This is a genomic window from Ruegeria sp. AK4 (genome assembly GCF_056541025.1).
In genome coordinates, this window is record NZ_JBQFXS010000002.1 from 167,080 (window position 1) to 188,270 (window position 21,191).

The 21,191-nt window shown below is 56.4% G+C and carries 19 protein-coding genes; 13 read left to right on the top strand and 6 right to left on the bottom strand.

The genetic code is table 11. The features are described 5' to 3' along the window. Window positions 1-2: 2 nt before the first annotated feature. The 4 genes from ACR0EZ_RS04760 to ACR0EZ_RS04775 all read right to left on the bottom strand — a co-directional run bounded on the left by ACR0EZ_RS04760 (window position 3) and on the right by ACR0EZ_RS04775 (window position 4,423). Window positions 3-1,064: a flavin monoamine oxidase family protein gene (locus ACR0EZ_RS04760; RefSeq protein ID WP_480611480.1), complete on the bottom strand. Its 1,062-nt coding sequence runs from the start codon at window positions 1,062-1,064 to the stop codon at window positions 3-5. A gap of 3 nt (window positions 1,065-1,067) precedes the next feature. Further along, complete coding sequence (locus ACR0EZ_RS04765; protein ID WP_480611481.1) at window positions 1,068-1,751, bottom strand: SDR family NAD(P)-dependent oxidoreductase; 684 nt, start codon at window positions 1,749-1,751, stop codon at window positions 1,068-1,070. A gap of 3 nt (window positions 1,752-1,754) precedes the next feature. After that, window positions 1,755-2,423 carry a cupin domain-containing protein gene (locus ACR0EZ_RS04770; RefSeq protein WP_480611482.1) on the bottom strand — a complete coding sequence of 223 codons (669 nt, stop codon included), beginning with the start codon at window positions 2,421-2,423 and terminating at the stop codon, window positions 1,755-1,757. Window positions 2,424-2,638: 215 nt separating this feature from the next. Next, entirely contained in the window at window positions 2,639-4,423 is a 1,785-nt protein-coding gene (locus tag ACR0EZ_RS04775) for an ABC transporter ATP-binding protein (protein ID WP_480611483.1), read from the bottom strand. A gap of 279 nt (window positions 4,424-4,702) precedes the next feature. Between ACR0EZ_RS04775 and ACR0EZ_RS04780 the strand changes: the two genes are divergently transcribed. From ACR0EZ_RS04780 to ACR0EZ_RS04790, 3 genes are read left to right on the top strand one after another with little or no spacing between them, the layout of a single operon-like run. Further along, window positions 4,703-4,870, top strand: a complete 168-nt coding sequence (locus ACR0EZ_RS04780) for a hypothetical protein (protein ID WP_480611484.1) — start codon at window positions 4,703-4,705, stop codon at window positions 4,868-4,870. Window positions 4,871-4,900: 30 nt separating this feature from the next. Continuing rightward, on the top strand, window positions 4,901-5,701 hold the full coding sequence (locus ACR0EZ_RS04785; RefSeq protein ID WP_480611485.1) for a glycosyltransferase family 25 protein: 801 nt from the start codon (window positions 4,901-4,903) through the stop codon (window positions 5,699-5,701). Then, the gene (locus tag ACR0EZ_RS04790) at window positions 5,698-6,594 is read left to right on the top strand and encodes a hypothetical protein (protein ID WP_480611486.1); all 897 of its coding nucleotides are present in this window, start codon (window positions 5,698-5,700) and stop codon (window positions 6,592-6,594) included. Before ACR0EZ_RS04785 ends, ACR0EZ_RS04790 begins: the two co-directional genes overlap by 4 nt. A 50-nt stretch (window positions 6,595-6,644) precedes the next feature. Here ACR0EZ_RS04790 and ACR0EZ_RS04795 read toward each other — a convergent pair whose 3' ends face one another. Then, window positions 6,645-7,286: a hypothetical protein gene (locus tag ACR0EZ_RS04795; protein WP_480611487.1), complete on the bottom strand. Its 642-nt coding sequence runs from the start codon at window positions 7,284-7,286 to the stop codon at window positions 6,645-6,647. 319 nt (window positions 7,287-7,605) lie between these two features. Here ACR0EZ_RS04795 and ACR0EZ_RS04800 point away from each other — a divergent pair, with 319 nt between their 5' ends. From ACR0EZ_RS04800 to ACR0EZ_RS04830, 7 genes are all read left to right on the top strand, one after another. After that, window positions 7,606-8,652 (top strand): Gfo/Idh/MocA family protein, encoded by a 1,047-nt coding sequence (locus tag ACR0EZ_RS04800; RefSeq protein ID WP_480611488.1) that lies wholly within the window; start codon window positions 7,606-7,608, stop codon window positions 8,650-8,652. Between the two features lie 2 nt (window positions 8,653-8,654). Continuing rightward, window positions 8,655-9,632, top strand: coding sequence for a hypothetical protein (locus ACR0EZ_RS04805; RefSeq protein ID WP_480611489.1), 978 nt, complete (start codon window positions 8,655-8,657; stop codon window positions 9,630-9,632). Window positions 9,633-9,662: 30 nt separating this feature from the next. Further along, window positions 9,663-10,289 carry an SIS domain-containing protein gene (locus ACR0EZ_RS04810; RefSeq protein WP_480611490.1) on the top strand — a complete coding sequence of 209 codons (627 nt, stop codon included), beginning with the start codon at window positions 9,663-9,665 and terminating at the stop codon, window positions 10,287-10,289. 2 nt (window positions 10,290-10,291) lie between these two features. Next, on the top strand, window positions 10,292-11,080 hold the full coding sequence (locus ACR0EZ_RS04815) for an inositol monophosphatase family protein (RefSeq protein WP_480611491.1): 789 nt from the start codon (window positions 10,292-10,294) through the stop codon (window positions 11,078-11,080). Between the two features lie 25 nt (window positions 11,081-11,105). Then, complete coding sequence (locus ACR0EZ_RS04820; protein WP_480611492.1) at window positions 11,106-11,783, top strand: acylneuraminate cytidylyltransferase family protein; 678 nt, start codon at window positions 11,106-11,108, stop codon at window positions 11,781-11,783. A 10-nt stretch (window positions 11,784-11,793) separates the two neighbouring features. Continuing rightward, a complete protein-coding gene (locus tag ACR0EZ_RS04825) occupies window positions 11,794-12,714 on the top strand; it encodes a phosphoglycerate dehydrogenase (RefSeq protein ID WP_480611493.1) in 921 nt (306 codons plus the stop codon). Window positions 12,715-12,835: 121 nt separating this feature from the next. Then, window positions 12,836-13,735: an SMP-30/gluconolactonase/LRE family protein gene (locus ACR0EZ_RS04830; RefSeq protein WP_480611494.1), complete on the top strand. Its 900-nt coding sequence runs from the start codon at window positions 12,836-12,838 to the stop codon at window positions 13,733-13,735. A 107-nt stretch (window positions 13,736-13,842) separates the two neighbouring features. Here the strand turns inward: ACR0EZ_RS04830 and ACR0EZ_RS04835 are convergent, their stop codons facing one another. Further along, window positions 13,843-15,195, bottom strand: a complete 1,353-nt coding sequence (locus ACR0EZ_RS04835; RefSeq protein ID WP_480611495.1) for a hypothetical protein — start codon at window positions 15,193-15,195, stop codon at window positions 13,843-13,845. Between the two features lie 548 nt (window positions 15,196-15,743). Between ACR0EZ_RS04835 and ACR0EZ_RS04840 the strand changes: the two genes are divergently transcribed. The 3 genes from ACR0EZ_RS04840 to ACR0EZ_RS04850 all read left to right on the top strand — a co-directional run bounded on the left by ACR0EZ_RS04840 (window position 15,744) and on the right by ACR0EZ_RS04850 (window position 21,191). Continuing rightward, entirely contained in the window at window positions 15,744-18,899 is a 3,156-nt protein-coding gene (locus ACR0EZ_RS04840) for a M10 family metallopeptidase C-terminal domain-containing protein (RefSeq protein ID WP_480611496.1), read from the top strand. Between the two features lie 300 nt (window positions 18,900-19,199). Beyond that, a complete protein-coding gene (locus tag ACR0EZ_RS04845; RefSeq protein WP_480611497.1) occupies window positions 19,200-20,243 on the top strand; it encodes an FkbM family methyltransferase in 1,044 nt (347 codons plus the stop codon). A gap of 30 nt (window positions 20,244-20,273) precedes the next feature. Then, window positions 20,274-21,191: a 6-hydroxymethylpterin diphosphokinase MptE-like protein gene (locus tag ACR0EZ_RS04850; RefSeq protein WP_480611498.1), complete on the top strand. Its 918-nt coding sequence runs from the start codon at window positions 20,274-20,276 to the stop codon at window positions 21,189-21,191.

Here is a 21,191-nt window from a genome sequence, read left to right on the forward strand (position 1 = left end):
GATCAGACCCTTTCCAATGCGATACGGGCCAACGCGGTCTCTGCCGCCTCCAGGGCCCCTTCGATATAGCCGCCGAACTGAACCGCGACCTCGGTGCCGCCAAAAATCAGCCGGTCGCCCCAGATATCTTTCAGCGCGTGTGGAAGCCCATACCGAGGATGGGCGTATAGCGGCTGCAGATCCCGCTCGGTCGAGGTGAATGGGTCAAAAGCCCAGTCCTTGATGCTGAGCGACAGAGGGTTAGCGGCTTCGGGTCCGAACAGGCGGACCAGTTGCGCCCCGATCAGTTGGCGCAGCATCGGCTCGTCCAGACGCGTTTGCGGGGGCGTGCCGACAAATCCGAACAGGGCATAGGGGCCGTCCTTCGCGGGCGAGGCATCGTGGATTTCCACCATCGGGCCCCGGCGGCTTGTCGCGTCACCGGACAGGCCAGCCTTGCGCCAGAAGGGGGTTTCGTAAACGGCGACGGCTTTGGCCTGACCAGCCATCCATGTGGCGACCCCGGTCATCGCGGCGACGGTCTGGTCGGGGAGGGTTGGGGAAAAGGCGATGTTCGTAGCGACCCGAGGCGGCAGGGCCATCACAACCTGTTGTGCGTGGAAGATCAAACCGTTGCGGGCGGTTGCGGTAACTCCGTCGCTTGATTTTGAAAGTGCGTCGATGGGAGTGGAAAGGTGCAAACGCCCCTCCGGAATTTCGGCGGCCAGCGCATCAATCAAGGCCCCAAACCCCTGTTTCAAACGATACGACCCCTGCATCGAGGCAAAGCCCCGTCCGCGTTCGACCTGCCCGCGCTCATCTTCGAAACTCAGCGCGCCTTCGTAGTATTGTTCGAACCACTCCAGCCCCAGCCGTTCGATCAGCGCGGCGATCCGCGGCTGACCGGGCCAGAACCATGTCGGGCCCAGATCGAACTGGCCGCCGCCCAATTGCCGGGTCAGGATACGCCCGCCCAGCCGGTCCCGCGCTTCGACCAGCAGGAAATCCCGGCCTTCCCGGGCCAGTTGTGAGGCGAGGCTGAGCCCCGACAACCCCGCGCCGATGATGAGCGTTTGGGTACGCATCGTTCAGAACCCTTCTGTGGCCGGGCGCAGATCCAGTTCGTGGGTCCAGGTCGACGGGGGCTGGTGGGCCAGTTGCCAATAGACCTCGGCGATCTCGTCCGTCTTCATCATCTTGGCCGGGTCAAGACTGTGCAGCCCGCGCGATCTGGCGGTGTCGATGATGCCATCCAGAATCACATGCGCCACATGCACGCCCGCTGGCTGGTATTCGCGCGCCAGAGATTGCGTCAGCCCCCGCAGCGCAAACTTGGCTGAGGCAAAAGCGGAAAACCGCGCCCCGCCGCGCAGCGAGGCTGTGGCACCGGAAACGATCAGCGTACCTCCGCCACCGCTGACCATAGGTTGCAGGACAGACTGGCCCAGTACGACCAGCGACTGGACCATGGATTTCCACGTCCGCTGATAGTCTGAAAGGGAGGTTTCGGCTAAAGGCGCGATCACCAGTTCCGCAGTGTTGTGGACAACGATCTTTGGCGGGCCATGCGCTGCGATCAGATCGGCGACCACGGGGCCAACGGCATCGGGGTCAGAAACATCAAGTTGATGAAACGCACCGACCGGATTGTCCGGCGTCGTGCGGCCCAGACCCACGGCGGTCATGCCGCCGGCCTGAAACCGGGCGAGCAGGCTCTGGCCAAGGCCTGCCCCGGCCCCAGCGACAAGTGCGAGTGGCTTTTCGGCAGGCATGGATCAAACCTCCGGTGCTTTGGCAAAGGGCAAGTGGCCGGTCTTCATCCAGACCTTGGCACCGTCCGGTCCCGCGATTGCGGACAGCGGCTCACCTTCGGGCAGGCGCATCCAGTCGTTCTTGGTCAATGCATCGCCGCCGGTCGTCATCGAGCCATCGATGACCAGCAGTTCGATGCCTCCGGTCGCGTCGGACGCGAGCGACGCGCCGGGGTCGAGATGGCTGTAGGTGACAATCTCGCGCGCGTCTTCGTGCAGGGTTGCGGTAGCGATGCCATTCTTGGGCGCGGCCAGTTCATCGGCCATGGTTTTGCGGAACTGGGTGCGGTCCTCCATGTCAAACTGCCAGAGTTTGACAAAGATCGTGCAGCCCGGCGCGGACCCCGGCGTATGCTGCGAGGTTGGCGGGTTTCGCACATAGGTGCCCGCCGGGAAATCTCCGTGTTCGTCCTGAAACACGCCGTCCAGCACGATGAACTCCTCACCGCCCGTATGGGTATGGGCCGAGAATTTGCTGCCCGGCGCGTAGCGGACAATGGTTGTCGCGCGGGCGACCTCACCTCCGATCCGGTCCAGCATGCGCCGGTCCACGCCTTTCATGGGCGAGGGCTGCCATTCAAGCTGATCCGAGTGAACAACGACGCGGGAGGAAAAGTCCGAGTTGAGTTCCATGGGTCTATGTTCCTTTGGCTGGTTGCGGGCGGTTCAGACTGCACGCGACGGGCGTGTCGCCTTTTGGGGTTTGAACTATACCTACTAATAGGTAGGCAGATTTGCAATTGAAAGGAATACAAAATTCCGGCTTTCACGGATTTGTGTGCCTAAAGCCTGTTTATTTGGCCACCGAATGGCCGAACCCAAAGTCGGTGAAGCAAACCGGACCGCAGTTACTCTGCGACTTCCGGGGTCGAGTCGTGTTTTTTGAACTGCTGATCGAACAGGCGGCGGAAGTTGCCGTCCAACTGCATCAATTCATCCAGATTGCCCTGTTCGACAATGGCACCGTCCTGTACCACCATGATCTGATCCGCTTCCAGAATGGTCGACAGGCGGTGCGCGATCACGATCACGGTCACGTCCTTTGTCAGAGCGTCCAAAGCGTTCTTGACCAGCGATTCCGATTCCGCATCGAGCGCACTGGTGGCTTCGTCCAGCAGCAAAATTTCGGCATTGCGCAGAATGGCGCGGGCAATCGCGATGCGCTGTTTCTGGCCCCCGGACAGGAAGGTTCCGTTTTCGCCAACCGGCGTGTCGTAGCCCTGGGGCAGATCGCTGATAAAGTCATGGGCATGCGCGGCTTTCGCGGCCTCGATCACCTCTTCATCTGATGCGTCGGGCGCCGAGCAGCGCAGGTTCTCCATCACCGATGTCGAGAACAGGAATGTATCCTGACCGACATAAGAGATTTTGCGGCGCAACGAGGGAAAACTGACCTCACGCAGGTCCTGCCCATCGATCTCCACACTGCCCTGATCGGGGTCATAGAACCGCATGATGAGACCAAAAATGGTCGATTTGCCGCCGCCGGACTGACCCACCAGCGCGGTGGTCTTTTTGGCCTCGAATTTCAGGTTCATCTCCTGAATTACCGGAACGGCGCCGTGATAGCCAAACGTGACGTCGCGCAAGGCAATCTCGCCCGGACCTTTTTGCAGATCATGCGCGTCCGGGCTTTCCTGCATGGTGTCTTCCTGATCCAGCAATCCAAACAGCATGCCGACACCGACCATGCAGGCTTCGATCTGGACCCGCATCTTCGAGAGGCGCTTGGCGGGCTCATAAGCCATCAGCAACGCTGTGATGAACGACATCAACTGGCCCGCCGAGGGCTGTTCGCTACCGGCGATTCCCATGGTGCTGACGACTAGAACGCCAGCGACCGCGAGCCCTGCCAGAAACTCCATCAGAGGGCTGGCGATGGACTGCAATCTGGCGATGTCGTTGGATCGTTTTTCGACCGATCGGATCGCCGTCTCCATGCGTGTTATCATCCGGTCCTCAAGGGAAAAGACCTTGATCACCTTGATGCCGCTGGATGTCTCCTGAAGAACGCGGATGATTTCGGCCAGAGATTTGAACTCGGCCTGCATGATCGCGCGCACGCTTTTCAACAGGTAACGCACGCCCAGCAACGCGACCGGTCCCACGATGAAGAACATGACCGAAAGAACCGGCTGCTGGTAGACCATGACGACAACAAGCCCGACCAGGGTCAAAGCGTCCCGGACAAAGCCGGTGACCAGAACGTCGATCAATCGGCGCGCCATTTGCGCGCCGTTGGTCGTGCGCATCAAAAGATCAGAGGATTCGTTGGCACTGAAAAACGCAACACCATGCTTGAGCAGCTTGCGGTAAACACGTTCCTGCTGCGCCGCAACAATGCGGTTGCCCGCACGGGCGAGGTACATGGCCTGAACGTAGGACGCCAGAGCCTTTGCAAGGAACAGACCCACCACGCCCAGAGCAATCACATGGGCCCAGCCCCGCATATCGGGGCTGGTCATCGCATCGACGATATACTCCATCATGTACGCAGACCCGGCGGTCGTAACGGCAACGATGACCATTGCAAAAATGGCAATGCCGTACAGCCCGCCCTGCGCATAGAAGCTTTCGCCGATCAGTCGGCCCATATAGCCCGATCGCCATTCGTTCCAGGCGCGCTTTACCATTGCATTCTCCAGATCGTAAAACCGTGCTCTCGCTCAGATAACCTATATTCCTGTCTGCCAAAAGTGCAGATGATGCGAGGCTGTAGCCCGGAAGGAACATAAGCCGTGCTTTGTCCGGGACTCAGACAGGTTAGATAGATGCGGGCACTTGGTAACACAAGCATTTCGGCAAGAAATTGGTTGATCCGCCAGATTCCCAACCGGACGCGGAAAGCCCGCTCGGCCGCAGGGGGCGAAAAACTCAGGATCCCGCTAGGTGTTTGATTTTGATACTTCAATATGGTAATTCTTGCCGGGATCATTGCGGCGTTCCACCGCTGTCAAAATCGCCCGTTTTTTTCCGGGTGGCCGGTGACAACGGCGGAAATTCGCCGCGATGCAGAGAAAACGGTTATTTGGCGAAAGATCGCTTTTTATCCTCTTGCTCGTACCCTGCTTGCTGCTTAGTAACGCTTGGGATTTTTTGGTGAAAGTTCGGTGTCGATCAGGACCTTTATTCTAAGCCTGCCAGAGGATGCGGAACGGCGACGTTTCTGCAGGGATGAACTGACTCATCTTGATCTGCAGCATGAGTTTACGGATGCAATTTCCGGCGACCAGCTGGAAGAGGCTGATCTGCGGCGCATTTATGATGCCGATATGAACCGCAGCAAGTTCAAACGCCCGCTCAGCCGCAGCGAGGTTGCCTGTACGCTGGGGCATCGTCAGATCTGGCAGAGGGTCGCGGACAGTCCCAATTCGGTAAGCCTTGTGCTTGAGGATGATGCCACATTCGTTCAGGACCCCAGACCTTTCCTGGACGCGATAGATCAGTGCGCCGAGTGTTTCGAAGATGTCATGATCAAACTCGACGGGGTGTCTGACCGAAACGCCCGCGTTCTCAGGAAAGTTGGCGATCAAAGTCTGGTTCTGTCTGACCGTTTGCCGCCACGCACCACCGGGTATGTCCTTGGGCGCAAGGCCGCCGCGCGGCTCGTCGAGCTTGCCGCGCCGATTGCGCGGCCGATCGATATCGATCTGAAATTCTACTGGGAGCACGAGATACCGATCCTCACACTCGTCGAGCAGATGGTGGAAGAGCGTGAGACCTTCAGCAGTACGATCGAACCTTGCCGGACCGCGACCAAAACAGGATCGTCTTTCAGCAGGTTTGTGCGGAACTTGGTCTATCAGGCCAAATACACCCACGGACGGTTGAGCCATCCCCTGCGCCCTGACATGATCGAGGGGCTCGGCCCGATACTTCGCCCTGAATCCCAGGTCCAGACGCGGTCATGAAAAAGAACCTCGTCGTCGTGCGCGCAGGCAGCCAGTCGCTGCATTCCCGCTGGCAGGACATTCCTTATGAGGACCGGAGTTTCGATCTTCTGATCAGTTTCTTTTCAGACGAGGCGTTTGCGCAATTCTCCCCCGAGCCGGGTGTCGAAGCCGTTTTGGTCAAGGGTGGTAAGTGGGATGGGCTGTACCAGACGCTCAGGAATCGGGACCTGACCCAGTACGACTACTTCTGGTTGCCGGATGATGATCTGGATATCAGCGCGCAGGACGTGAATGCCCTGTTCCGGGCCATGCAGGTCTACGGCCTGCGCATCGCACAACCGTCACTGAGCCCCGAGAGCTATTTTTCCCACTTTGTCTTCAGCCAGTGCCCCGGTTTCGTGCTGAGATACACAAACTATATCGAAATCATGGCTCCCTGCCTGCACCGGGACATCCTGACCAAGGCCCTGCCGCTGTTTCAGGGCACAATGAGCGGGTACGGTTTGGACTACATCTGGTGCCGCTGGGCCGAAGCCGGTGCGTTTCGCGCGGCGATTCTGGATGAAATCGCGATGCACCACACGCGGCCCGTCGGCAAAAACCTGAAAGTCGCAATGGCCGACAAGGGCAATCTGAGCTCGGAAGAGGAAGAGGCGGTTCTGAAAAACATGTTCGACCTGTCGCGCCGCACCGTGCCAATCGTCTTCGCGGCGATACTGCAAGGCGGGCAACCGATCTCGGGCCGGTTTCAGGTCGGCTGGCGCATGTGCCGGAACTGGATGTCGGTTCTGCCGAGCTTCCGCAGCGCGCAGGAGGCTCGGGCCGGAATCTTCAAGATCGCTCGCCGGCAATTGAGCAAGCCGTTGGACATGTCCACGATTTCGATGAAGACAAACCCCGACTCGATCTGACCGCTGGCCTTTCTGGACGTTTGCCGCCAGACCGGAACTCAGGTCGCACCTCAGATCAGGTTGAGGCTTACATCCCAATCCAGGGCCTGAACACGCAGGGAGTCTCCGGCTGCAACCGGGACAGCCGGGCTAAGGCCACCCGTTGCAACCCATTGCCCCGGCAGCAACGGCGCGTCAAAATTCGCCGCCACCCGAAGAAACTCGAAAGCGGCCCCCAGTGGACCATTGGGCAGATTGGTGGAACTGCCGGATGGGGTTTCTGTTCCGTTGTGCCATGTGCGGGATGAAAATTCCTGCTTCAAGGCAGTTTGATCGAATGGAGTGATCCCGGTGATCCAAAGCGCGCCTGCTCCGGCCCTGTCCACGATCTGGCCGTTCAGAATCGGTTTCAGCGCTTCGGGAAGAACCGATGCCGGAATTTCGAACCCGATTGCCATGCGGGAAAACTCCATATCGCCTGCCGCGCTGTTGCCGCGCGTAAGCTCCAGCATGATCTCGGGCTCGGCCAGCGGCGCATTGAGATGCGCAACCGGAACGGACGCAGTTTCCAGGAACACTTCGTCCGGATGCAGCGGGCCAATGAAGCTGTCTGTGTTCTGAAACACTTTCCGCGACCATGGATTGGCCCCGCCGACTTTCCATGCCGCGATATTTTTCATTTGCGCAAAGCTGACGGCATATGCATCGGACATGCTGTCGGGGATGTCTGACTCGTCCAGCAGAGCGGGGCGCCCCGCTGTTCGGGCTTGCGAGAGCGCTGCGCGAATGTGTTCTGACCGTTTCTGATCCATAAATTCTCTGCAATTCATTGTGTCTGGTCATCCATAGCTTCGAACAGACGTAACGCAAGCGAAGTTTCTCTCAAATCGTGCGGGTTGATGCCCGGGACGGACTTCCAACTTGCGCCGGTTTTGCAGCCTGATATGGTCGGCGCGGTTTGGCGTTCCGGCTGTATCGCACGGTTTCGGAACGTTGCTGGGCGCTGCGCCACAATAATAGAGAGATTGGTTTATGACCTTGCGTGTGGCCATAGTCGGTTATGGCAAAATGGGGCGGATTCGCCACGAGGCTATGGAACGTCACGGCGGATTTGAAGTGGTCGTGGCCTGCGACACATCGTTGGATCCCGATGCAAGTGTTCCCATGGTTACAGACCCGCTGGCGGTTTACGACTATAACCCGGACGTCATCGTTTGCAGCGTGCCGAACATGATGATCCCGGACGTGGTGTGCACGGCGCTGGAACGCGGAAAACACGTATTCTCGGAAAAGCCACCCGGTCGCAACTCGGGTGATGTGCGCCGCATGATGGCCGCTGAACACGCGGCAAACGATCGGGTTTTGAAGTTCGGTTTCAATCACCGGGTCCATGACGCGATTGAAGAGGCAAAGAAGCTGATCGATGCCGGCACGATGGGTGAGCTCTATTTCATGCGCGGCGTTTACGGCAAGGCGGGCGGCCCGAACTATGCGCAGAACTGGCGCAATGACCCGGCACAGTCCGGTGGCGGCATTCTGATTGATCAGGGCATTCACATGCTGGATTTGTTTCAGATGTTTGCCGGTCGATTTGAGGACGTGCAAAGCTATGTCCAGCGCAATTTTTGGACAGATGTTCCGGTCGAAGACAATGCATTCGCGTTGATGAAGAATGCCGATGGCATCGTTGCCTCGGTCCACTCTTCCGCTACGCAGTGGCAACACACGTTTCGGCTTGAGCTTTATTTGCGCAATGGTTTTGTCTCGGTGGACGGCATCCTTTCGGCTTCTGGCAGCTATGGGACAGAGGTGCTTACGGTTGCGTTGAACAGGCTGGATGCAAGCGGCAATCCGATCCCGAACCCGGAAAGTCAGGAATTGCGCTTTACGGAAGACAAATCCTGGGACAAGGAAATTACCGAGTTTTACGACGCGGTTGTAAAGCACGAACCGTTGCGCTGCGGTACATCTCAGCAAGCGTTGGATGTGATGGAACTGGTCGAGAGAATTTACTCTGCCGATCCAGAGTGGCATCGAATACTGCAAGACCAAACCACGCTTTCCGATCAGGCAATCTGACAATGCAAACACCTGTTTTTCTTGATCATCTTCCGGATGTCAGCACCATCACCGGGGAAAAACCCGCCCAATACCGTCTTGCCCGTAACAAGGCGCTGTTAGAGTTGATGCTGGATGGCGATACTACCTGGACGGCGCGTCAGAATTGTCCGGCCTGCGGCGGAGATTTTGCCAGAAGCAAGAACTTTTCCCAGACACTGCTGGAATTTCAACGCTGCACCGGTTGCAACACCATTTATGCGCAGCGCGTTCCCGGCCAGCAGACGCTGGACCGTCTGCGGCTTGATCTCATCGGTCAGAAAGAAGCCGGAGATACAGGCAATAACCGCGAGTTCGAATTCATCTCGCTTATGAATTGGATCAGCCTGACCGAAGCGCGGCTGCAGCGCCCGCTTGATACAGTTGTCGATATTCGGTTTGCCTCGCAGGCGACCGCATGGCCTGAATCGACGCGGCGGTTAAGCCACAATCGCAGTTGGGATTTTCTGCCGCTCACCCCCGAAAACGCTGATTTTGACGATATCGGCGAGCGTCTGAGGAACATAGCACCCCGGGCAGTCTTGATGCCGACAGAGCTGGACCGGGTTGCCGACCCCGAGGCCCTGATGCGGACGATCAGGCAATCGGTTCCCGCCGGAACGGTGATTTTCATTGCCAGTTCCTGTGCGGACGGTCTGGAGTATGAAATCCTGGGGGCGGATTCCCCCAGCTTCATTCCACTTGATCGGCTGACCGTATTTTCCATCAAGGGCTTTCAGGCTTTTTGCGCACGGATCGGCCTTTCGGTTCTTGAAGTTTCGACGCCCGGTCGGCTGGATGCGGTCATTCTGGATCGCTACTTCAAGACCACCGAGAATTCTGATATCCCGTTCTGGTCTGGCTTTTTTCGAGAGGCAGACCAGAACCGCTTGCGTGACTTACAAATCCTGCTACAGCGCAGTCTGAGATCCGGGGTTCTGCGCTTTGTCCTGGAAGCCTAAGAGTGACCCATCTTCGAAGGATGAATGGATATGAAAGACTTTTTCCCAAACACGCGTTTCCCGAGTTGTGAAAGCTTTGCTGGCCAGTATTTCGACACCCTCGCGAAGGCGGCAGCACTAAGCAACCTGAGCGCACTGGATCAAGTTAGTGCGTTGCTTGTCGAAACGATCCAGGCGGGCAACTTCATCTATATCTGCGGCAATGGTGGCTCTGCCGGTATCGCCAACCATTCGTTGTGCGACTTTTTGAAATGTGTACGCACAGACACAGAGCTGAAACCCCGCTTCATGTCGCTTTCCGCGCATACAGAAATGAATTCGGCGCTTGCCAATGACATTTCATATGCCGAGGTTTTTGCCTACCAGCTGCAATCCATGGCGCGCCCCGGCGATCTGCTATGGACCGTAAGCTCGTCAGGAGACAGCGAGAATGTCGTGAGGGCGCTTGAAGCCTCCAAGGACATCGGCATGAAATCCATCTCGTTCACCGGGTTTTCCGGCGGGCGGTCAAAGGGCTTGGCGGATGTGAACGTGCATGTTGAGGCCACGAATTATGGCGTCATCGAAGACATCCACATGTCGTTCATTCATATTCTGACCCAGTATCTGCGTATGTCGAATATGGACGAAGCACTTATTGCCGAACGAAAGTTCTGATCATGCCCGCTCAGCCAGCGCCAGACGGCTTGCATGCGGCGTTGTGCGCCGCACTGCCCGGTTGGGTGAAAGAGGTATTCAACGAGCGGCCGGAAGTCTGGGACAAAGGCTCCGATGGATTGGACTTGGTCACCAGTCTGGACCTGAACATGCAAAAGCTGCTTGAGGCCAGGCTGCCGGGATTGCTTCCCGGTTCCTTGGTGGTGGGAGAGGAAGACTACCGCCCGCACGAAGGTTCAGGTCCGCTCTGGCTGGTTGACCCGCTGGACGGAACCGTGAATTTCGTTGCCGGAGTACCCGTTTACAGCGTTGCAGTGGTCTTGATCATCGGCGGCGAACCGGCGCTGTCCGCTGTCTATGATGTCGTGCAAAACGATCTTTATTCGGCGCAGAGGGGTGGTGGTGCTTGCCTGAACGGGGCGGCTTTGCAATCCACGCCCGGAAAATCAAAACTGGCGGTCGTGTCCTCGGGGTTGCTCAAAGATTTTGCAACTGTCGCGCCTGACGCGCTTGCACAGCTGCTGACCGAGTTCAAACTGCGCAATTTTGGCAGTCAGGCATTGCATTTGTGTTACGCCGCAGCCGGGCGTGTCAGCCTTGTTGCCAGCCGGGAAGCCAAAGGCTGGGATGACATGGCGGGTGCCCTGATCGCGCAGGAAGCTGGTCTGCGCTATGCCAGCTACGACGCCAGTGCTGTGTCGGTGCCGCTGGACGGCGATCAAAAAAGCCTTTGTGCGCCTCGGGAAATTTTTGAAAAGCATAAGCCGCTATTTGCACGCAGTTGCGCCTGAGTCGGCTATCGATGGGAAGGAAGATATGAAAACAATTGCAATGATACCGGCGCGCATGGGCAGCCAGCGTTTGAAGAAGAAGAACCTTGCCCCGCTCGCGGGGCAACCGCTGATTACCCACGCGATCGAGAAATGCAAGACCTCTGGCTGCTTTGACGAAATCTACGTCAATTCGGAAAACGCGGAATTCGGACCCATCGCCGATCAATACGGTATCAACTTTTACCAGCGCCCCGAGGAGTTGGGTAATTCAGTCGCAACATCAGAGCAGTTTGTTTATGACTTCCTGAAGAATGTCGATTGCGACCTTCTTATTCAGGTACATTCGATTGCGCCCTTGCTGACAGCCGAGGAAGTAAAGAACTTTGCCGAGACGTTTATCGCATCGGACGCGGATGTGATGCTGTCCTGCATCCAGGACCGGATTGAGGTGGCGTACAAAGATCAGCCCGTGAACTTCACTTTCCAAGAGAAAACCAACTCGCAAGATCTGGAGCCCACCCAGCGCGTAACCTGGTCGATCACCGGTTGGCGTGCAAAGTCCTATATCGAGGCTGTAGAAGCGGGCACTATCGGCACTTACAACGGCAAGATCGCCTTTTACCCGGTCAGTGCGATCTCGGGCCACGTGATCAAAACGCAGGAAGACCTTGATATCGCCGAAGCTCTTTTGGGCGTTCTGGCAAAACGCAATAACGCATAAGGGTTCCGTCATGCATGTGCTTGTTTCCAACATCATGATGATAAACGAAAAAGATCGTTTTGACGCACTTTTGTGGGAGAAAGGGCTGACGCCAATCTGGCCTGAAGTGAACCAGTTCATGGCCGAACCGCAATGTCTGGAATACGCTCAAGACGTGGATGGTTGGCTCGCCGGTGATGATCAGATCACGCAAACCGTTCTCGAGGCTTATCTGCCGCGGCTCAAAGTGATCTCGAAATGGGGCACCGGTATCGACAGCATTGACCTTGACGCAGCACAGCGCCTGAACGTGCCGGTCTGCAATTCGCCGGGCGCGTTCCGGGATGCGGTCAGCGAATATGCAATTGGCCTGTTGCTTGCTGCGACACGCCGCCTGGCGCGCACCGACCGGATGATCCGTGAGGGTGAATGGCCAAAGGGGCGCTTTCCCGGAATGACCGGAAAGACCATGGGTGTTGTAGGTTATGGGGCCATTGGTCAGGGGGTGGGCCAAAGGGCGCGCGGACTGGGCATGAATGTGATTGCGCATGATCCCCATATGGATTCAGCGCCGGACGGCACGCAGATCGTTTCGTTTGATGACCTGTTGGATCAGGCCGATGTGATCTGTTTGTGCTGCAACCAAACGCCTGAGAACTATCATCTGATCAACGCAGATACGCTGGAAAAAGCCCGCGATCAGGTGATCCTGTGCAACGTGGCGCGCGGCGGGCTTGTGGATGAAGCGGCGCTGATTGACGCGCTGCAAAGTGGCAAAGTCGCGGCGGCGGCGCTGGATGTTTTTGAACAGGAACCTCTGCCCACCGATCATCCGCTGCTGCAGTTCGAAAACGTCGCCGTTTCAAGCCACAATGCCAACAGCACCGTGCAGGCCATTGAATATGTGCATGAAAACACGTTGAAAAACCTGTACCGGCACTTGGGGTTGTAGTCGTGCGGGGTGCTCTGCAAGCGGGATCGACGGCGAGAGGTGGGTTTGGTGGCCGACCACACCTGGCGGGTATCAGGCTGACCGGGAATACCTCTGAGGCGCATTTTTGTCCGGTTATTCTATGACCCATCAAGCGAAGATTTTTGATGATCGCCCCTGTACTCTTGGCGAAGGCCCCCTCTGGCATCCGGAGCGCCAGCAGCTTTTCTGGTTCGATATCGTCAATTCGAAACTCCTGTCGCGCGTCGTATCCCAGTCCTTTAACTGGCAATTCGACCGTAATGTCAGCGCTGCGGGTTGGATTGATCGGGACCATCTGCTGATTGCCAGCGAAACCGGGTTGAGCCGCTTCAATCTCCTATCAGGGTCCGAAGAAATGCTCTGCGACATCGAAGCCGACAACCCGTTGACGCGTTCTAACGACGGTCGGGCCGATCCCTGGGGTGGCTTTTGGGTGGGCACCATGAGCAAATCCGGAGACGCGGGCATGGGAACGCTCTACCGCTGGCGTCCGGACCACCATGGTGGCGGCGAATTGCGGGTTCTGAAGCGCGATTTGAGCACTCCCAACTCTATCTGCTTCGACCATAGCCGGGACTGCGCGTATTTTTCGGACACCAAAACCCGTATCATCTGGCGCATCCAGGTTGACCCCGAAACCGGTTGGCCAGTGGGCGAGGCGGCGATGTTTGTCGATTTGCGCGCTACAGATGACCATACTGAACGCAAACCGGACGGTGCCGTGGTGGATGCAGAAGGATGCCTGTGGAGCGCTCAATGGGGTTCGGCCCGCGTCGCGCGCTACAGCCCCAAAGGTGCTTTCCTGTCCGCGATTGATCTCCCAACCGGCCACACGTCTTGCCCTGCGTTTGGGGGTCAGGATTTCCAGCATCTCTTTGTGACGACGGCGCGCCAGAAGCTGCCCGAAAATCGCCCGGAGTGGTTTGAACATGCCGGAAACACATTTGTTGTCCATTTGGATGTGCGTGGTAGTGCTGAACCGCGCGTTATTCTCAAATAGCAGTGCGCAAACCGGGCTTGGCGAAAACCTATTGTGCTAGGTGGCCTGAATTCAAGTCCGACCCGAACGCACACAGACGTCAGGCCATTTCCTCAAGGTAGCAGCCGCTACTTCGCGAAAACCGATTGATTCACGAACTCTGCCAGCCGTTTGTTGCCCTCGGCGGACAGATGCCCGTCGTAGACCGGGTGGATCACATAAGGCCTTTTTTCTGGATACAACCCGGTCGCATCCAGAACCTCCACATGCCCGGCATCCTGAAACAACTGCTTTAGATCGACATAGGACTCAATTTCGCTGCCCGATTTTCCGGGGTGGAGGACAACGATCAGGCGCGCGTTGGGAATCTCCTGAACCTTATTCGCTACGAATTGCACGAGGTCCGAATAGGGCGCCGCCTCATACCCCAGCCGGTTAAGGGCCCTGCAGCGGCGTTCGCAGAAATAGTGGAGAGAGGAATAGAGGACGTACTTTTTGAACGAGTAATTTCTCAGGCGGCCGATCTTTGCAATTTGACCGTCCGCAACCTCAAACCTTGGGTAATTGGGATGGTAGTATAGCGTTTCGATGTAACCACCCGCGCTGCGCCCCACATGTCCGATATAGGCGACGTATACGAATGTGACCGGTTCACGCTCTGCTATTTCTGCAACATCCTCAAACCGCTCGTTCAGCAGAAATGCGTTCTGCCCGATACCCCAACCGCTCAGCGCCCAAATGTCTCCGCGCATGCCGGTCAACTCGGACAGGTAATAGGGTATCGTCTGATCATCCCGGACGCCGTCCCCAAAGACGCGAGAGCCGCCAATGAAAATCAGCCGCCCCTCTGTGCGGACAGGTGCGGGGTTCACGCGTTCCGCGTTATCGTCGGTCTTCAGAAAATACTCGCTCAGCAGCTCTTCGCCGAGAACCTGATTGGTCTTTTGCCCCTCGCAATTTGCTTTGCGCCGGTAGCCGAGATTGGGATCGATAGCATAGCCGCAGTCTACATGCCCCGGGGCAGGCACACGGGCAAAAGCCGATCCAGAAGAACTGGTGTCGCCGGACTTATCAAACAGCAAAGTTTCAATCAGCGGGAAACAGACGATTAAACCAAATATCGTGAACGCGGAAACCCAGGCCGACGACCCGATGCCCAGCAACACCGTGCCGATATAGAAAGGCATCAGCAGCACCAGAAAGTGACTGTCAGGGGTGCCGATCACGTTGTCGACGTAACCTGTTGACCAGAGGGCATAAATCACAGGGAAGTAAAGCACAGCCGAAACCAGCTTGACCCAGAATGAACCGAATAAGAAAACCACAAAATATATTAAAACGAGTGTCGCATAGACCAAGTGGTGCGCCAGGTCTGCGGAAAAAAACATGCTCCAGCCCAGCATCAGGATGGCGTAACTAGCTTTGAAGAAAAACTCTGCAGGCGAGATGCCGAAGCGGTTCAGAAAACGAGCGGACGACATAGTACATACCTCAGTAGACAAATTGCTTTAAGTCAATCATTGCATCCGGGGTCAAGTGCTGAATGTGTTACTTCTTCATTGTGCGGTTGATACCGAAATCGGCCCAGTCGGTTCCTTTCCTTGAGTATGCATCCTTTGACGTCGCGCATGCAGGGGCTGTCCATGACCTCGGGTCAAGCAGGAAATTATGGCTATCCGGACACAAAAACGAACAATATAGTAAAAGCGTTTTAGCACCTCGGACACACAGCTGTTCTTGGTGGTGAAGCTGGATGTTAAATCTGGTAATCGGTTGTTTTTCTTTAAAAATACAGGGTTCGGTTTGTGGCATCTTTGCATTGGCAAAGTTATCGCGGAAGGCACCGATTGTGACACATTTCCCTCTTGTTTTGGCCACAACGTTGATTCATCAATAGGCCAATTCTGAGTATCAGACGCGTCGACCACGACAGTTGCCGCGTCAGTCTGGTTGTTTGAACGAATATGTTAACCTTGGTGCTGGCCCTGGATTTTGCCAGCAAAGAAATCAATAAGTAAGGCTAAAGAGCATGACACCTTCTTCCCACGATCAGATTGCCAACTATTTGGTATATGAAGGGGGCACTAAAGCGACCAGCTGGTCGTCCAGTTCAATTACCGTCAATCTTTCGGGCCTGCCTTCGGCGGTAAAGACAATGGCTCGGCTGGCCTTGTCCACGTGGGAAGATCTGACTGGGGTCAGCTTTTCCGAAACCTCCTTCGGCGCGCAGATCGCTATCGATGACAATCTGTCTGGGGCTTATGCCGCATCCCGCTATTTTCCTGGTGCCACAAAAAACACCCTGTTCGACGTGGATATCAATATCAGCGCCAGCTGGGTTCTGTCCTATGGTATCGGGACGGACACCTATTCTTTCCAGACCTATGTTCACGAAATCGGCCATGCGCTAGGCTTGGGTCACGCCGGGAATTACAACGGCAACGCCACTTTCGGGCAGGACAATCTTTTCAACGATGACAGCTGGCAAACCTCGGTCATGTCCTATTTCTCGCAAACCGAGAACACGTTTACCAACGCGTCGTTTGCGTTTGTAGTCACGCCGATGATCGCAGATGTGCTGGCCATGTGGGAACTCTATGGCAGAACGAATGATCTGAGGGATACGAATACGGTATACGGCGTTGGGTCAACCGCCGGAGGGGTTTACGACGAAATCTCCAGCATCGGAGATTCGGTGACATTCAACATTGTAGATGACGGCGGGTGGGACATCATTGATTTCTCGAATGATACCCAAAACCAAACCGTGAATCTGAATGCCGAAGAATACTCTGATGTCTACGGGCTGGTCGGAAACATGGCGATCATGCGCCATACGGTGATCGAACAGTATAACGCCGGGCAGGGCAGTGACACGATCACCGGGAACTCGGCGTCAAACGTCCTGAATGGCAATGGCGGCAACGATACAATCTACTCCAAGTCCAACGGGTCCAACAACAACACAATCAACGGCGGCAACGGCAATGACACAATCTACCTTGCCAATGGCACAGGGGCGGACACGGTCAACGGGAATGCGGGCAACGATACCGCTGTCGTGCGAAACAACACCGGATCCTTCACCGGAGGTGTCGGTGTCGATACCGTTCGGTTTGTTGCCGGAATGAACAACTATCTGCTCAACACCAATGGCGGCAGTTACGAGTTCTACAATGTCCTGACAGGCCGGACCTTTACCGTGGCAAACGATGTGGAGCGGTTTCAGTTCTCCAACGGGTCGCTCAGCCTGACCAAGTCCGAGCTGGCATCGGCAACGCAGATCGTGGACATCGAAACCACCGGCACAGCACTGCGGCATGCCAATCAAGGGATCTACCTTGTGGGCGGCAACTCGGGAGATATCGTTGTAACCAAAAGCGGCGATGTTGTCGGCGATGGAACCATAAACGGGTGGTCTGCGATCCAGGCGCAATCCAACGGCTCTGGCGGCTACAACCTGCTTTGGAAAAGCGACAACGGCGATTTTTATGAGTGGACCCTGAACAGTCAGGGGGCGCAGGTGAGCGGGACAGCCGTTGCCAACGCCGTCGACCGGGAGGTCTTCTATGGTGCGGACCTCAACAATGACGGCACGATAGGGCACACGACGTCGTCGGTTGAAAACAACGGTTCCCTTGAGCTGATCCTTTCAACGCATGGCATGTACCTGATCAACGGCACCACGGAGATTACCAAAAACGGGGTTGCCATGGGGCCAGATTCGATCCCCGGTTGGACGCCGATACAGGTCGAGGCCTCTGGCGGCGGGTACCGCGTGCTGTGGCAGAGCAGTTCCGGCGGCTATTATGAATGGACGCTCGACGGCCAGGGTGAAATCATCAGTGGCAGCGCCATCGGCAACGTCATCGATGTCGAAAACTTCTATGGGGGTGACCTCAACAACGACGGCCGGACCGGCCATTTCAACACCTCTGTCGAAAATGACGGATCGAACGATCTGATCTTGTCGTCGCGGGGCATGTATCTGATCGACGGCTCCACTGAGATCACCAAGAACGGCGTGGCCATGGGGCCTGACTCCATCCCAGGTTGGACACCGGTTCAGGTCGAGGCCTCTGGCGGCGGGTACCGCGTGCTGTGGCAGAACAACTCGGGCAGCTACTATGAATGGACGCTCGACAGTCAGGGCGAGCTTGTCAGCGGCGCCGCCGTCGGCAATGTCATCGATGTCGAAGCCTTTTACCGGGTCGACCTCAACAACGACGGTCGGACCGGCCATTTCAACACCTCTGTCGAAAACGACGGATCGAACGAATTGCTGTTGTCGTCACGGGGCATGTACCTGATCGACGGCTCTACGGAGATCACCAAGAACGGGGTTGCCATGGGACCCAACTCCATCCCTGGCTGGACACCGGTTCAGGTCGAGGCCTCGGGCGGCGGCTACCGCGTGCTGTGGCAGAACAACTCTGGCAGCTACTATGAATGGACGCTGGACAGTCAGGGCGAGCTTGTCAGCGGCGCCGCCGTCGGCAATGTCATTGATGTCGAAGCCTTTTACGGGGTCGACCTCAACAACGACGGTCAAACCGGCCATTTCAACACTTCTGTCGAAAACAACGGATCGAACGAACTGCTCTTGTCGACGCAGGGCATGTACCTGATCGACGGCTCTACAGAGATTACCCGAAACGGGGAGGCCATGGGACCGGACTCCATTCCCGGCTGGACACCGATTCAGGTCGAAGCCTCTGGCGGCGGGTACCGCGTGCTGTGGCAGGGCAGTTCCGGCGGCTATTATGAATGGACGCTGGACAGTCAGGGTGAGCTTGTCAGCGGCGCCGCCGTCGGCGACGTCGCCAGCGTTGAGAGTTTTTATGGCGTAGATATTGACGGAAGTGGCTCGATTGGGGCCGCTGCCGCTAATCAGCCCATTCAGGTCTCGGTCAGCAGTCAAGCCGAACTATTGCCACCCAATCAGACCGATTTGGCCGTTGACGACCCACAGGACGATCTCGAATTCGACTTCATCCCGAACATAGATGTAGGCATCGAAGAAGGCGACACTGTGTTGCGTGTGATGGACAGTGGCGACAATGGGCTCCCCGGTGCTGACAACGCTAGGGCCAAAATCTGGGACAGTATCGCGGACTCAGAATTTGGGCAGGATGCAGATATACTTTCTCCCGGTGTTCTCGAGGAGGAGTTCTTTTTCCTTTGAGCCGGGCATAGTCCTTTCATCGCGTTCGAAAGCGGGCTTGCAGCGCTCAGAAGTCGAGAACTGCAAGCTTACGCGATGTGAAATCCTGACCGGCGTCATACTGCTTTGGGGATGCCAATCCCGTCGCCGCTGGCCACTTGTTCGATCGTTGCTTTGTTGCTAAGCAGCATCCAATTGAGCGGGCCCTCAGGCCGCGCGCCCGTAGCAGAATGGCCCCCTATGCCCTCATTTCGACAGGTATTCAGATCTTTGCGAGAGGGGCGTCGCCGCCCGAACTTCACCGAACAGCGTTTAGAAACGATGTCTCGCCAGCTTGAGGCTTTGGAGCAAGGCCTGAACCGTCTTCAAACGCGCCAGTTGGAACGCAGCGAGTTTTTGCTGCAAGCTATACGCAGTTCTGACCGCAGCCTTAGCCTGGATATCAAGGCTTTGTCCAAAGCGAAGGAGAACGTTCCGGCAGGGCAAGCCTCATTGGCCGATCTGCGCGCGGCTTTGGCTGACCCCAGTCACAAACCCCGCCGATTGCCCAAGCTCAAGGATGTTTTCAGCGAATACCCTAATGTTCTTGAAGAAGGCAAACCCCTTGAACTATGGGGCTATGATGTAGAGTACCTTGATCCCAAGGCACTTTGGATTCAGCTCAATGAACTGATCTTTCGCCGCGAGTACATTTTTTCGCACGATTTCGACGCACCCCATCGGATTATCGATGGCGGCTCCAACATTGGCCTGTCCGTTTTGTTTTTCAAGGCGATCTACCCCAATGCGCATGTGGTTGCGTTCGAGCCCAACGAAGAGTGCTACGAAGTGGCGCGCAGAAACATTGACCGTAACAACCTAAGCGATGTGACATTGGTGAAAGCGGCGCTCGGTCCCGAGAGCGGCTCTGCCAGGCTTTATCTCAGTGACACTGACAGTATGGCCGCCTCGCTTGCTCCGCGTCGGATCACCGAGGAAATGGAAAACAACGCCGTTGATGTTCCGATGGAAGGATTGAGTAGCTACCTGGAGACGCCGGTGGATTTCCTCAAGCTCGACATCGAGGGTAACGAGGCCGAGGTACTGGACGCTGCGCGCGACAAGTTGGGCAACGTGCGCAACCTCTTTTGCGAGTATCATTTTTCGGAAACCCAGCCAGACAAAAACAAGCTGCGCGATATTATCGATGTCCTTGATGATGCTGCGTTTGATTTTCAGGTGGGCAAGTCCTTGTGGTTTGGCGAACACTCCGAGTCGGCACCCATGGATTTCATTGGCAAGGACTATAGCGGCGTGATCTACGCCAAACACCGCGCTAGCAGGATGGCGGGTTCTGACATGCCTGCGGACGCCGCAGAAGTCTGACCGCTACAGCGACTAAGGGTGAAACGCATCATGTTCAGCAAGCTTTTCAAAAGCTCACAAATCGGCGGCAACGGGGCAGGCACCTCTGCGTCTTCCGAACAGCGTATTGCGCAGTTGGAGGAAACTGTGAAGACGCTGGAAAAGACGGTTCAGAACCGCACCAACGAGATTAACAAACTAAAATACAAAAGCGTTTTGTCCGACCGCACCTTTGAAAGCCTCTTTCGCGGCTTTTATGGCCGGTCATTGCACGATTTTGTTGGCCGCCATGCAGGAGAGAGGTGTTTTGTCGTGGGCAACGGCCCTTCGCTCAACAAAATCGACATGTCCCGCCTGAAGGATGAGGTGACGCTCGGCGCCAACCGGGCCTTCATCGGGTTTGAGAAATGGGGGTTTTCCTACGACTATTGGATGGTCCAGGATCGCATCCTGGCCGATCAAAGTGCCGATGAATTCTGCGAAAACCTGCCGAAAGAGATGATCAAATTCATCCCTTATACGATCTTGCGGCATTTCGATATTGCCCGGCTGGACAACGTGGTGCCGTTCCATTTGGACTACACGCGGCAATGTTCTTTCTCGAACGATCCTTCCGCATTGCATGAAGGGTTCACCGTCACGGTGGGGTTGCTGCAGGTCGCCGCCATCATGGGCTTTACCAAAATCGTGCTGGTCGGGGTCGATCACAGCTATCAGATTCCCAAAAACAATGTGAACGACGACAAAAAATGGTCAGGCCAGGGCCTTTCGAACCATTTTTCCGAGGATTACACCAACTTCAAAAATGGCCAGGTGTGGGAAATGCCTGATATAGACAAGATGACCCGGGCCTATGAAGCGGCAGCAGCCTGGGGCCGGGAAAATGGCATCGAGATCGTAAACGCCTCGCCCGGAACCCATCTTGAAGCTTTCCCAAAAGTTGAATTTGAAAGCCTGTTCCAATCCTGA